This is a genomic window from Roseibium sp., assembly GCF_965233565.1.
GTDB lineage: Bacteria > Pseudomonadota > Alphaproteobacteria > Rhizobiales > Stappiaceae > Roseibium.
This window is the reverse complement of sequence record NZ_OZ247494.1, coordinates 3,983,956-3,997,287: the sequence shown is the minus strand read 5'-3', so window position 1 is coordinate 3,997,287 and position 13,332 is coordinate 3,983,956. Positions and strand designations below refer to the sequence as shown.

Here is a 13,332-nt window from a genome sequence, read left to right as displayed (position 1 = left end):
AAGCCTGGAGGAACCAGATTTGAAAGTTCTCATCGTAGAAGACGCATTGCCACTTGCAACGGTCTATGGCCATCACCTGGGACGTGCCGGAATTGACACGCTCCACGTCGAGACCGGCCGGGAAGCCCTTGGCCGCATCCGGAAAGGTGGCGTCAGCGTCGTTCTGCTGGACCTGCAACTGCCGGACATGAACGGCATGGAAGTCCTGGAGGTGATCCGTGAAGAACAGCTGCCGGTCACGGTCGTCGTCGTGACCAGTTCCGGGTCGATCAAGACCGCGGTGGACGCCATGCAGGCCGGGGCCTACGACTTCATCGTCAAGCCGGTCGCCGAAGAACGCCTGGTCACCACGACCCGAAATGCCCTGGAACGGGAAACACTGACGGAAGTGGTCGCGGAAGTTCAAAAGCCGACCACTGCGAAGGCAACCACCGGCTTTGTCGGCTCATCGCTGCCGATGACTGCGGTCTACAAGATGATCGAAAGCGTCGCACGATCCAACGCGTCGGTGTTCATCACAGGCGAGAGCGGTACCGGCAAGGAGGTCTGCGCGGAGGCCATTCACAAGTCCAGCCCGCGTGCCAAGCGCCCGTTCGTTCCGCTCAATTGCGCCGCCATTCCGAAGGACCTGATCGAGTCGGAAATCTTCGGTCATGTCAAAGGCGCCTTTACCGGCGCGACCTCCGACCGGGACGGGGCAGCTGCCCGTGCCGACGGCGGCACGCTGTTTCTGGACGAGATCTGCGAACTGGAACTCAATCTGCAAGCCAAGCTGCTGCGCTTCTTGCAAAGCGGAACCGTTCAGAAGGTCGGCAGCGACAGTCTCAAGAAGGTGGATGTGCGCATTGTCTGTGCCACCAACCGGGACCCGCTGGAAGAGGTCGAGGCCGGCCGGTTCCGCGAAGACCTTTATTACCGGCTGCATGTCCTGCCGATCGGTCTGCCCCCCCTGCGCGCGCGCGGTGCAGACATTCTCGAACTGGCGCGCCATTTCCTGACCCAGTTTGCGCTTGAGGAAGGCAAGGCCTTCGAGGGCTTTTCCGTCGAAGCGGAAGAAATGCTGATGGCCCATGGCTGGCCGGGCAATGTGCGCGAAATGCAGAACACCATCCGCAATCTGGTCGTGCTGAATGAGGGCCCGATCGTGGAAGCAGACATGTTGACGACCCTGCAGGGCCGTGTGCCTGCGCCCAGGCGCGAGGCCGGAGTGGTTCCGCTGCAGGTGCCCGTGTCCCAGACGGCCCCGCGGTCCTCGGTTGCCCCCGGCCCGGATGGCTGGCCGGTCATCTCACTGACCCTTGGTCAGCCTTACGAGACACTGGAAAAGCAAATCATCGAGGCAACCATTGAAGCCTGCGGTGGCAGCCTGCCGAAGACGGCTCGAACGCTGCAGGTCAGCCCGTCCACGCTCTACCGAAAGAAAGAAATCTGGGCAGCTCAGGACGAAGCCGATGAAGCCCCGGCAGCCGAAAACGAAACCGAAGAAGTTCAGTAACTTCCCCGGAAGAAAAAGGGATCACAGGACGCATCACGAGGATGCGTCCAGCAGCATTTCGGCGATGCCGACCGTGGCGACATGAGAAGTGATCGGCAGATCTCCCAACAGGGCTGCCCGCCTGACGGTGTCCCTTGGCTGCCTGATCAGCGTTGCGTCTTCAAGATCGCCCGAATTGGCCTCGGCCAGCTTGATGACATGCCGGGCGACAAAGATATGTGCCGAGGCGATACGCTGATTGCCATGAAGAACAAGCGACGGTCCGGCAAGCCAGCGTCCGCCGCCATATCCGGTCTCTTCCAGGAGCTCGCGCCGGGCTGAAAACTCAGCGTCCTCACCAGGATCGACCTGGCCACCCGGCAAGGTCAGGCAAACCCTGCCAATACCGTGCTTGTATTGACGCAAAAGCAGAACCTCATCGTCTTCAGTCACCGCATAAATAGACGCGAAAGAGGGCAAGTCGATCTGATAATAGTCGTCCACCAGCCGGTTGTCGGGAAGGCAGATCGTCTGACGCAGGACCCGCAGACGTTCACCCGCCTCGAACACTTTTCTGCTCTCAACCAGTGACCAATGATCGTCTGGTCTGTCCTGCTTGGCTGATACCGTACTCACCTCGTCATGCCTCCACCAATGCGCCAACCGGCAAGGTCACGGGAAATTCGGCACCGGACAGATGCCGCATCTCGTAGCTCAGCAACTGGCTGACATCGCTCGGGGCGGTCACTTCTGACAGTACATCGCTGCTCAGGAGGGCTTCGCAAAGGGGCGCCGCATAACTTGCGGCACTTTGCGGCGCGAGGTAGCTGATCAGGCGTGCTGTCTTGTGGCGTTTCAGAATGTGGCTGCGCACCAGAGCGGTCGAGAAACTAGCCGGCATGATCAGCAAGCTGGTGTCGCTGTCGCGGTAGACCCGGTGATCGGGAAACCGGACCTGAAACTCTTTCATGATTGCCGGCAGTTCCTGGTGTTGCCGTTCCCAGGCGAGGTAGGTCTTGCGCTGATTGGCGGTGCTGCGCGTACCGGCCAGCTGCATGCGAATTGTGGCTGATCCATTGTCCAGCACCGGCGAGCACTTGTCCGGGAACGCACTGGTTTGCACGACCTTCACCAGAAATTCGTAGAGGTCGTCGGAAAAGTCATGATCATGCCGGACGAGCACATCCTGCTTGCCCCAGAGCTCCGTGCCGGCGGACGCAAAGACGCCCGCAAACGCGTTTCGCACTTGCGACGGCAAGCGGGTCATGACGTCGGTGTAGTTGGAATTCGTGAGCAGGTAACAGGACCTCTGTTCGGCGAATTTGGTCAGGTAACGAGCGAATTCGTCGTCCATGCGTCCAAACGGGGACGGCACAAGCGCATCCAGATCGAACAGGAAAACATCTGCCCGGCTATCTGCGCCAGCGCCAGTGACAGGACCGGTGACCTTGCCAACGGAGGTGATTTTCGAATGCGGCAACATGGCTTTCTCCTTCACAACATCGAAGTTTGAACCAGGTGTTGCAAACGGGCGGCCAACCGTGCCAGTTCTTGAGAAAACTAGAAAAACATTAATAAAACAAATGCTTATTTAATATCCGGGAGCCCGGCATCTCGACCAATTGCGCAAACAAATTGCGAAACGAAAACCGGATTGTTCGAAAATCGCAAACCACACAAGGCGTGGCTAAGCAGGGCAGACACCTTATTTATAAGGCCGTCTGCGCCTCGCGGTTTGCGCACCACCTCACGGATCCTCTCAAGCACTTCCGGAAAGCGGATTTTGCAATTGCCTGATTGTTCAATATTCGGAAGATTTCATTCGATTTCGCGAATGTCGCCTTGAAGGTCATCAGATCAAGATTTTTTAAGCATCTGAATTTATTTAACTTTTATAACCCGACACCGTTTGGCATGGCGTTTGTAACTCCTTCCGCAGATCAAGCATCTACGGGAGTTGTCACATGAACATGTATGTTGGAAATCTGGAAACCGCCCGCGACCTCAACGTCATCGACTTCAAACTGTTTGAGCAAAAAGACGCCATCAGCGTTATCGGGCTCGGCTATGTCGGTGCGGTGTCGCTGGCCTGTCTCAGTTCACTCGGGCACCGTGTTGTCGGTGCAGACATTGATGCACGCAAGGTTGAGACGATTGGCTGGGGTCAAAGCCCGATCGTGGAAGACCGTCTTGGCGATCTCCTGACCGAAGGGGTCGCCGGGGAGCTGCTGACGACCACCACTGACGTCAAACGCGCCGTCCTGGAAACGGACATCACCTTCGTTTCGGTCGGCACGCCCACCAGCGAAGACGGCGGCTGCGACACAAGGGCGATCAAGGCTGTTGCCCGCAGCATTGGCACGGCGCTGAAGGAGAAAGACGCCTTCCATGTGGTGGTGCTGCGCTGCTCGGTTCCCCCCGGCACCACCTTGAAGGTCATGCTGCCCGAGATCGAGAAAGTCTCCGGCAAGATTGCAGGTGCGGAATTCGGCATCTGTTTCAATCCGGAATTCCTGCGCGAAGGCACGGCCGTTGCCGACTTCCATGCACCGCCCAAAACCGTGATCGGTGTGACCGATCCGCGGACAGCGGCAATCATTGCCAAGCTCTATGCGCCGGTCGACGCAAACCCGATTGTCACGACGATCGAAGTGGCGGAACTGGTGAAATATGTCGACAATGTCTGGCATGCCACCAAGGTCTGTTTCGGCAACGAAGTCGGCCGGTTGTGCAAGCCTCTCGGCATCGACAGCCATGCGGTCATGGACATTTTCGTCCAGGACACAAAGCTCAACCTGTCGCCTTACTACCTGAAGCCGGGCTTTGCCTTCGGCGGCTCATGCCTTCCGAAAGAAGTGCGGGCTGTCACCCATCTGGCCGGCGAACTTGGTGTCGACGTTCCGATGATCGATGCGCTCATTCCCTCCAACCGGGAACAGGTGGACCAGGCGGTACGACTTGTTCGCGAGACATCGGCAAAGAAGGTCGCGATCCTGGGTGTTGCCTTCAAGCCTGGAACGGACGATCTGCGCGAAAGCCCGGTGCTCGACCTGATTGCGGAATTGATGAAGGACGGCATCGAAATAAGCGCCTATGACCCTGCCATCCAGCCGGGACCGCATATTGCACAGCAGTTTGAATACATGCGCTACGCGGCTCCGCATCTGAAAGAGGTCGTCGATGCACTGCCCGGCATCCTCAAGGCATCGCCGGTAGAAGCGATGACCGAGGCCGGTACCGTCGTCGTCTCACAAAACCAGCCCGCCATTCGGAGTGCGTTGGCGTCCAAGGAGCAAGAGGCAGCGGTTGTGGACCTGGTCCGCATCCCGACAACAGCCCGGGCCTCTGCAAACTATATCGGCATAGGCTGGTAGGACGTCGCACTCCCGTCCGCCCTCTCCCTACCCATCGACCCCACCGGGAGAGGGCGGACATCCGGTTCACAAGAGTTGCGGCGCGCAGATCGAGCTCCTGGCAAGAGCCGTCAGCGTGCTGAAGCCAGTTTTTTCACCAGACCATGATCGCAAACGAAATCTTCATTGCCCTGTTTTACCGGCCGCGCCAGATCGCATGTTCCGGTGATGTGCCCGAGGACCCCCGCTTCGCCCTGGAACCCCGGATATCGCTGGTCGTTCGTCTCGATGGAGAGCGCGAACAGTGGCGCGATTTCGTCTCCATAGACCGCATGCACAATCTTCACACCGCGCAAGGGACCCAGTTCAAACCGGCCAAGACTGTCGGTTCGTGTCGTCACATTTTGCACGCCGTCTGCTGATTGTGACGCATTCGCGGAAAAGGGAACCACCGCCAGCACGATCTTCGCGTCCGCAACAGGTTCACCATTTTCCAGGAGGACGCCCGACACTTTCGGCGCGAGCCTATGCGGTGCCGGAAACACGACACAGGCGGCCGTTGCAAGGCCCAGAAAACCTGCGACGACCGGTCGAAATTTTGCCATTCGCACCTGCTCCATGCTTCTCGGGGAAAGCCAGCCTCCCGGCTTGTGATGAACCTTATGGTTGCGCTGGATTACGGCGGCAACAAGGTCCAACGTGACCGGCACTCGCCAGTTTGCGTTGTCAGGAGGAAACGCCGACCGGAAAACGGGATTTCTGTGATCGTGGTCACGCGGCGGCATTGCAACTTGCAGTATTCTTCAACCAGATCGGTGGCGGCAATTTACAGCTGCCAAGGCCGATCAAGTGGGCTGGAGTTACCGCGACCTGGAAAGGACCGGCCAATGATTACGATTTCTTCGCCCTCAATGGTGTTCAACGACAACCGCTCGAACCGGCTGTTCACGATGGATGTCACGGAAGCCGTGGCCGCGACGGATACGCAACGCGCCCTCGTCAACAAGGTGGTGGCAGCCGCGGCCCGGGCCACCGGAAACCGCCTCGACAACCTGATCCTCAACGCTCATGGCACGCCGGGCAGCTTCCAGATCGGCACGGGGCTGAATATTAATACGATGGCCCCCTGGGCGGATGTGAAGAACAAGGTGTTCAAGATCTGGTTTCGTGGCTGCCTTGTCGCCCGCATTGCCGGAGCGCACACAGCGCGTCACGGCGATGGTGCGGCCCTACGGGCCTACGGCGTCAATTCCGGCAATGGTCACGCCTTTATCAGCGCCTTTGCCCGACTGACGGGCTGCTATGTTGTGGCCCCAACAGAAATGCAAAGCGCCGCCCGGCAGCGCTCGAGCTATCCGCGCGGCCAGCTGGACAGCTATGAAGGCCTGCTCCTGAGCTACGATCCGCAAGGCAATATCAGCTGGCAGCACCGCTATCCATCGCTGTATGGCCACGACACGACCGCTCGGACAGCCAGAGTGCCGAACCGCGAATAGACCTTTTGAGCGCCCCTCAGCCAGCGGCGGTTTTGCGATAGCCCTGCTCGATTTCGATCAGCCGCTGCTTGCGCCACAGCCCGCCACCATAACGGGTCAACGATCCGTCGGTACCAATGATGCCGCGGCACGGCACCACCAGCGCGAGCTGGTCGGCGCCGTTGGCGCGGGTGACAGAGCGTTCCGCTAACGGGAGATTGCGGTCAAGCGACACAGATCACATGCGTCAGTCGCTGGACGTCTCGTGGTCGTCCTGCCAGCTCCCTGCAGCTACTGACTGCCGTTACAAAGGTTGCCCTCGGCGTGACCACCATGCCGGCCATGGCCGAGCGTGACTTTACCTGCTCACAGCTGGTTGGGTTTTCATGCCCTGCCAGCACCCAGACCGACCGGTCTCAATAAACTATGCGAACCGGACGTTCCCCTGTCATTTTTGCTGTTAACAATGCATGCTACTTCTCAATAACTGAATCAACTAAAGTATAGAAGTTTTTTACAATTGAAAACATAAACTTTATTTCATATCGTCGAATTGAAATTAACTTACTCGACCAACAATATTTGGGACAGCCCTCTATCCCAAGATCTTTCCGCGCGTAAATTAACCCTCTCTTCACTTACTACTACTGGATGAAAAATGTGTACTTGAAACCCGTCTTTTGCCACTTTGTTTTACTTGGCGCTCAGGGAGAAGTGATCTGAGTTTCGGCAAGGGTTGTGAACTGCTTCAGGCAATCTTGCCGTGATCGGGCATATGGGTTGCCGTCGCAGACAGGCCCGTGTCCCTAAGTCCATTTTGGCAAAGAAGGGCACAAACGTCACACCGGTTCAGACCAGGGACAACTGCGGAATGTCCCGTATGAGCCAATCACTGGAGACACGACGCGTTCAACACAAACCGAGGCGGTGAAACATGAACACGGCAACTTTAGACATCGCAGCCTTCGCATCCATCTTGCTGCTTTGCGCTTCAGCATATGCTGTGATGCGGCGAAGTCTTGCCCCAATTGCCAATGGTCTTTTTGCCTGCACACTTGTGATTGTGCCGCTGGCCCCAGTCCAGGCACAAAGCTGCTCGATCAAGATACAGGCGGCGGATAGTTACCGGCCCTTCAGCTACATCAACAAAACCGGCGCCTATGACGGGATTGATGTCCAACTCGTCACGCGTGTGCTCCAGTCTGTCGGCTGCCAGCCCGAGTTTATCGACATTCCCTTTCCAAGAGGCCTCTCTGAATTGTCCAAAGGTGGCATCGATATGATGATGTTTGCCTCAAAGACGGCAGAGCGGGAGCAATACGCTCATTTTTCGCACGCGTACCGAAACGAAACTGCCGGGTTTATCATCCGCTCCGAAGACAGGGGCGCTTACGACATTAAATCGGTCGACGATATTGCTTCACTCAACCTGTTCATCAGCTATGAGCCCAAAAACTACTACGGCAAAGCCTTTCGCGCCTTCGCAAAAAAGCCGGGTTCACGGAAACATCTCATTGAAATCGACAGTGGCGATGAAAGCTTGCGGATGCTCATGAACAAGCGCATCAACATGATTGTCGACATTCCGGAGGCGATTCTGTTGACAGCGGAACAACAGGGCATCGCCGACCAGGTCGAAGCGCACCCTTTCCTGCTGTTGAGAGATCCTGTCTATTTCATGTTCAGCCGCATCACGATCGAGGACGCATTCGTATCCAAGGTCAATTCCGCGCTCGCCAAAGAACTTGAAACAGCGGAATACCGGGAGGCGTTCGGCACCATGAGCCTCAGTGTTGAAGAAAACGAAGAGCCGCTTTCCAACTAGTCCCCGACCCGAGCGCCGATGCCGTCTTCAAAGGGCCAGATGGGAGCAATCTGCTTCAGCAAGGATATCACCGGTACGAGCGTCCTCTGGCGCCCCTCAGCCAGCGGCGGTTTTGCGATAGCCCTGCTCGATTTCGATCAGCCGCTGCTTGCGCCATAACCCGCCACCATAACCGGTCAACGATCCGTCGGCGCCAATAATGCGGTGGCACGGCACCACCAGAGCGAGCTGGTTGGCACCATTGGCGCGGGCGACGGCGCGCACCGCTTCCGGACGGCCAAGCGCGCGGGCAAGTTCTGAATAGCTGCGCGTCTCGCCCGCTCCTATCGTCAGGAGCTCCCGCCAGACATCCCGTGTGAACGCACTGCCGTGCAAGGCAAGTTTCGTTTCGAACGTACCGCCCTCCCCCTTGAAAAACCGGTTCAGTTCTTCCTGGATCTGGTCTGTCACTTCGGTTCGGCCAAAACCGATCTGCCCCTTCGCGAAAGTGTTCAGTTTCCGAAACTCCGCAGGTAGCGCCTTGCGATCCAGAAACTCCAGAAGATGAAGCTGTGTACGATCAGTGATGGCGACGAGCGGGCCAAGCGGCGAGCTTACCCAATCGGCATACAGCAAGGGCTCGGAGGCAAAGCCTCCCGGCGCCTGTCCCAGGACCTTTGCGAAGGCTTCGCGAAAGGCACTGGCCGATTCAAATCCCGCGGTGATCTGCGCATCAATCACGCGCCCCCCTTCGGCCAGCGTCGAAAACCCTTCCTGCAGCCGCCGCTGACGGGCCATTTCCAGAAAGGTCATGCCGAAGTGACGTTTGAACGCACGGCGAACGGTCGACGGGTCCAGTCCCATACGAATGATGTCGGGTTCTCCCCACCGGTAGCCAGGCCGTTTTTCAAGGGCCTCGATCAACGGTTTGACCACCGGATCGGCGCTGGCTTCGGGCGTTGTCGGCCGGCAGCGCTTGCAAGGCCGAAACCCGGCCTCGATACACTCGGCAACGGTTTCGTGGAAGCTGCAATTCTCCGGCTTCGGCTTGCGCGCCGGACAGGTCAGGCGACAGAAGATGCCGGTCGAGGCAACGCAGACAAACATGCGTCCGTCATAGGACGGATCGCGATTGAGCAGCGCTTCATAAAGGGTATCAAAACCAGGTCGTGTCATCAGCATGACCCGACCATACGCGGTCACACCTGTGATTTCAGCCGGAAATCGGGCGCCTATTCTTATCGGCACGCTCGAGGCGCGAGTATCCCGTTCCCCATGCTCCCTAACGCAACGCTGACGCCTTGTTCGCCTCCACCAATGCCTGCAGAGACGCCCCTGCGTTCCGTTCGGCGAAATAGCCGTCGATGATCGCCTGATATTCACCGGTGGCGATCATGTCTTCCAGCACCTTGTCCAACCGGTCACGCAGCGCGGTGAGGCCTCTCACCTTGGAGAACGCCAGATAGGAAGGCTCGGAGGAGACCGCCGGTGTCAGTTCTACCACCCGTTTCAGTCCATTGTGTTTCAGCAGATGATGAATGGCGCCATATTTGTTCATGATGATCGCGTCGGTGCGGCCATGGAGCAATTTCTTCACATTTTGTGCGCTGACCGGGGCGTAGTCGAGCAGGCGCAAACGGCCGGTCCGGATGGCTTCATCAACCTTCGCGCCATAGGAAATATCGTCAACCAGTCCGATCGAGGTGTCACCAAGACTGTCCAGACTGCCATCATAGGCAATGTCGGCAGTCCGCAAGGCCCAGACCGAGAGCACCTGCGGCATCAGGACGACGCGTGAATAATCCAGAAAACGCAGGCGGTCCTTGGTCCGATAGGCGGTAAAGATCCCGTCCGCCTGCCCAATGCGAACCATGTGCAAGGCCCGTTTCCAGGGCAGGACGTGAATGACGAGATCTTCGCCAAGGTGATCGAATGCCCTTTCCACGATGCGAACGACAATGCCGTCAGCGCCGTTTCCAGTCGCATATTCGTAAGGCGGGTAGGCAAAGGTAACCAGCTTGACCGCCTTTGCGTGCGTGCTCGATGTGGCCAGCAACAGAGGGGTCAGGAGGCAGAGGTGCAACAGCATCGTTTTCATGAACGCCTCCATTTTCTTTCAATTTCTATTATTTATTATAAAGAAAATCCTCATCAATCGCACATTCAAATAAACTAACGAATCTCATAAATATATTTTTGAAAACAAGCCAATTTTTGTTATCGAAAACTTAAATTCTGCAGAAATCGTTGTTGCTGCATTTGGCACAGAAAAGCCCGGCTTCCGGGTTGGTTCGGAAGCCGGGCGCTTTGCTGACTGAGTGATTTATCCGGGAGGGCGGTCCGGACGGGGTTCACTCATTCAGCAAAATAGGCGTCGATGATGGACTGGTATTCGCCCGAAGCGATCATTTCCTGCAGCACGCCATCCAGCTCATCGCGCATGCCCGCCAGATTGTTGGCCTTTGAAAACGCGATATAAGACGGTACGGAGGAGATTTCCGGCTCCAGCTCAACCACCTGGTCGAGACCGTTCTGCTGTTTCAGATGATGCATCGCGCCGTACTTGTTCATGATCACCGCATCGATGCGCCCGCCCATCAGTTTCTTGATGTTGTTGGAGCTTTCCGGTGCGTAGTCGAGTGATTTCAGGGTTCCGGCCTTGATCGCATCGTCGACCGTTGAACCGTAGCTGATGCCATCGACCAGACCGATATCGGCGGTCGCAAGGCTGTCCATAGACCCGTCAAATGCGACGTCGCTGCCCTTCTTGACCCAGACGGACAGAACCTGCGGCATCAGGACTGTTTCCGAATAGTCCAGAAACTTGACCCGCTCATCGTTCTTGTAGGCGGTGAAAATGGCGTCGGCTTCGCCGGTCTTGGTCATATGAAGCGCGCGTTTCCAGGGCAGAACCTGGATACTGACATCCTTGCCCATCTTCTTGAAGGCTTCTTCAACGATGCGCACGGCAATGCCGTCGGCCTTGCCGCCGGCCTGATACTCATATGGTGGATATTCCAGCGTGACGAGTTTCACCGCCTCCGCCCGTGCCGCAACGGACAGAAGGATGACTGCGATTCCAATTCCGAGAGTTCTTGCGAGATTGAGCATGGATGCCTCCTCTGGATAGCGAGAATTGTCCCCGATCACCAAAAGGCTAACCAACACCTATTAGAAAATCACATCAAAAATATCTTCCATACCCAATAAATTGCCTTTATATGAAAGAAAACTTACCCGCAAATTGCATAAAAACTCAATAAATCGCAATGAATATCATCGTAATTACTTTCATTAATCAAACGTATACAGATCCACTCCCTGCTATGAATGCTCAAAATTGATCAGAAATCCTGCTCAGGCAACGCCTCAAGGTAGTAATTGTCGACGATTTTCTTGTAGTCGCCCGACTCGATCATGGCTTGCATCACTTCGTCGAACTGATCGCGCAACCCGCTCAGATGACGTTTCTTCGAAAAGCCGACATAGGACGGGACAGCAGACACTTCAGGCCGCAATTCCTCGACCTTGTCAAAACCGTCCTGAAGCCGGAGATGATAAATGGCGCCATAGCGGTTCATGATCACGGCGTCGGTCCGTCCTGCCAGCAGCTTCTTGATGTTGTGAGAGCTGTTGGGCGCATAGTCGAGCTTGCCGAGGGTGCCGTCCTCGATGGCCTTGTCCGCCTTGTCGCCGTAGCTGACACCATGAACCACACCGATCGACACATCGCTCAGGCTCTCCATGGTTCCGTCATAGGGAATATTGCTTCCCCGAAGGGCCCAGATCGACACGACCTGCGGCATGACTACCGTTTCCGAATAATCCAGGAACTTGAGCCGTTCTTCGGTTTTATAGACCGTGAAGATGCCGTCCACACTTCCCTGACGAGCCATCAGCAAAGCCCGTTTCCACGGCAGGACCTCGATTTCAAGATCATGCCCAAGGCGCCCGAAAGCCTCCCGCAGCAACCGCACGACAATGCCCTCGACCTTGTCGCCCTCCATGTATTCGTAGGGCGGGTAACTGAGTGTCACGAGCTTGAGCGTATCCGCCCTTGTTCCGACCGTGCCAACGGCAAGCCAAAGACCCAGGAGCAGCACGGACGTCAGGAGCTTCATGTGCGCTTCCCCACTCGATCCGCGGCCGGCAGGGTTCCTACTGGGGAGCTCCATAGGCTGCGGAAACATCGAATGCCTTTCCGGAAAGCAAGTCGCTTCGAACAGGCCATGAGATTTTGAACTATTATTTATTAAAAATGTCCGACCCCAACACTCAACCCAGTTCAACGCTCTGGTTTTATCTGCAAAACGGGATCGCCGACCTACCCTGGGGATAGGACTTCTTCCTTTCTTCTAGGAAAGATTGCAGATCCCACAAACTTCCTATCGGTAAACCTGCTCATCTCCCGGGAAAGAGCGGTCCTTGACGTCGTCGGCATAGGCCTTCACCGCCGCTTCGATCTGACCGCCAAGATCGCCATAGACCTTGACGAATTTTGGCGGGGTCGGGTTGAGGCCGAGCATGTCCTCCAGCACCAGGATCTGACCGTCACATTCGGCCGAAGCACCAATGCCGATGGTCGGGATCGGGATCTCCTTCGTGATCTGGGCGGCGAGCGGCTCGACCATGCCCTCCAATACGACCGAGAAAGCGCCTGCTTCGGTGACGGCCTTGGCATCCTCGAAATGCTGATCCCAGTCGGTCTCCTTGCGCCCCTGGGTCTTGAAGCCGCCCATGACATGCACCGATTGCGGTGTCAGGCCGATATGGGCCATCACCGGCACGCCGCGTTCGGTCAGAAACCGGATCGTCTCGGCCATGCGCACGCCGCCTTCCAGCTTGACGGCTCCGCACTGGGTTTCCTTCATCACGCGGGCTGCGTTGCGGAAGGCTTCCGCCGGGCTTTCTTCATAGGTGCCGAAGGGCATGTCGACGACAACCAGCGCCCGCTCCGTTCCGCGCACCACGGCCTTGCCATGCATGATCATCAGGTCGAGGGACACGCCAACGGTCGATTCCATGCCATGCATGACCATGCCGAGACTGTCGCCGACCAGAATGAAATCGGCATATTTGTCGACAATTGCCGCCGTATGCGCGTGATAGGAGGTCAGCGACACGATCGGATCGCCTCCCTTGCGCCGGGTGATCTGAGGCGCTGTGATGCGGCGGACTTTGGATTGGGTGCTCATGCGGCATCCTTTCTGATGACATATGACATGG

12 protein-coding genes and 1 pseudogene are annotated in these 13,332 nt (G+C 57.0%); 4 read left to right on the top strand and 9 right to left on the bottom strand.

Features of this window, described 5'->3' with window-relative positions:
* The first annotated feature begins 19 nt into the window (after positions 1–19).
* Positions 20–1,495 carry a sigma-54-dependent transcriptional regulator gene (locus ACO6TG_RS18395; RefSeq protein ID WP_422374525.1) on the top strand — a complete coding sequence of 492 codons (1,476 nt, stop codon included), beginning with the start codon at positions 20–22 and terminating at the stop codon, positions 1,493–1,495.
* Between the two features lie 33 nt (positions 1,496–1,528).
* Here ACO6TG_RS18395 and ACO6TG_RS18390 read toward each other — a convergent pair whose 3' ends face one another.
* Positions 1,529–2,110 (bottom strand): NUDIX hydrolase, encoded by a 582-nt coding sequence (locus ACO6TG_RS18390; protein ID WP_422374524.1) that lies wholly within the window; start codon positions 2,108–2,110, stop codon positions 1,529–1,531.
* Between the two features lie 4 nt (positions 2,111–2,114).
* Entirely contained in the window at positions 2,115–2,957 is an 843-nt protein-coding gene (locus tag ACO6TG_RS18385) for a hypothetical protein (protein ID WP_422374523.1), read from the bottom strand.
* Positions 2,958–3,438: 481 nt separating this feature from the next.
* On the opposite strand from ACO6TG_RS18385, the gene ACO6TG_RS18380 reads away from it, so the two are divergent.
* The gene (locus tag ACO6TG_RS18380; RefSeq protein ID WP_422374522.1) at positions 3,439–4,848 is read left to right on the top strand and encodes a nucleotide sugar dehydrogenase; all 1,410 of its coding nucleotides are present in this window, start codon (positions 3,439–3,441) and stop codon (positions 4,846–4,848) included.
* A gap of 110 nt (positions 4,849–4,958) precedes the next feature.
* Here ACO6TG_RS18380 and ACO6TG_RS18375 read toward each other — a convergent pair whose 3' ends face one another.
* Positions 4,959–5,432, bottom strand: a complete 474-nt coding sequence (locus ACO6TG_RS18375; protein ID WP_422374521.1) for a hypothetical protein — start codon at positions 5,430–5,432, stop codon at positions 4,959–4,961.
* A 282-nt stretch (positions 5,433–5,714) separates the two neighbouring features.
* On the opposite strand from ACO6TG_RS18375, the gene ACO6TG_RS18370 reads away from it, so the two are divergent.
* Complete coding sequence (locus ACO6TG_RS18370; protein ID WP_422374520.1) at positions 5,715–6,323, top strand: hypothetical protein; 609 nt, start codon at positions 5,715–5,717, stop codon at positions 6,321–6,323.
* Positions 6,324–6,339: 16 nt separating this feature from the next.
* Here the strand turns inward: ACO6TG_RS18370 and ACO6TG_RS18365 are convergent.
* Positions 6,340–6,516, bottom strand: a pseudogene (locus tag ACO6TG_RS18365) (MGMT family protein); the annotation flags it as partial.
* 720 nt (positions 6,517–7,236) lie between these two features.
* Here ACO6TG_RS18365 and ACO6TG_RS18360 point away from each other — a divergent pair.
* Positions 7,237–8,127: a substrate-binding periplasmic protein gene (locus tag ACO6TG_RS18360; protein ID WP_422374519.1), complete on the top strand. Its 891-nt coding sequence runs from the start codon at positions 7,237–7,239 to the stop codon at positions 8,125–8,127.
* A 96-nt stretch (positions 8,128–8,223) separates the two neighbouring features.
* On the opposite strand, the gene ACO6TG_RS18355 is transcribed toward ACO6TG_RS18360, so the two are convergent.
* From ACO6TG_RS18355 to panB, 5 genes are all read right to left on the bottom strand, one after another.
* Positions 8,224–9,288, bottom strand: a complete 1,065-nt coding sequence (locus ACO6TG_RS18355; protein ID WP_422374518.1) for a bifunctional transcriptional activator/DNA repair enzyme AdaA — start codon at positions 9,286–9,288, stop codon at positions 8,224–8,226.
* A gap of 100 nt (positions 9,289–9,388) precedes the next feature.
* Complete coding sequence (locus ACO6TG_RS18350) at positions 9,389–10,204, bottom strand: substrate-binding periplasmic protein (protein ID WP_422374517.1); 816 nt, start codon at positions 10,202–10,204, stop codon at positions 9,389–9,391.
* 257 nt (positions 10,205–10,461) lie between these two features.
* A complete protein-coding gene (locus tag ACO6TG_RS18345; RefSeq protein WP_422374516.1) occupies positions 10,462–11,217 on the bottom strand; it encodes a substrate-binding periplasmic protein in 756 nt (251 codons plus the stop codon).
* Positions 11,218–11,450: 233 nt separating this feature from the next.
* Entirely contained in the window at positions 11,451–12,227 is a 777-nt protein-coding gene (locus ACO6TG_RS18340) for a substrate-binding periplasmic protein (RefSeq protein ID WP_422374515.1), read from the bottom strand.
* Positions 12,228–12,491: 264 nt separating this feature from the next.
* Positions 12,492–13,301, bottom strand: a complete 810-nt coding sequence (gene panB, locus ACO6TG_RS18335) for a 3-methyl-2-oxobutanoate hydroxymethyltransferase (protein WP_422374514.1) — start codon at positions 13,299–13,301, stop codon at positions 12,492–12,494.
* Between the last annotated feature and the right edge of the window lie 31 nt (positions 13,302–13,332).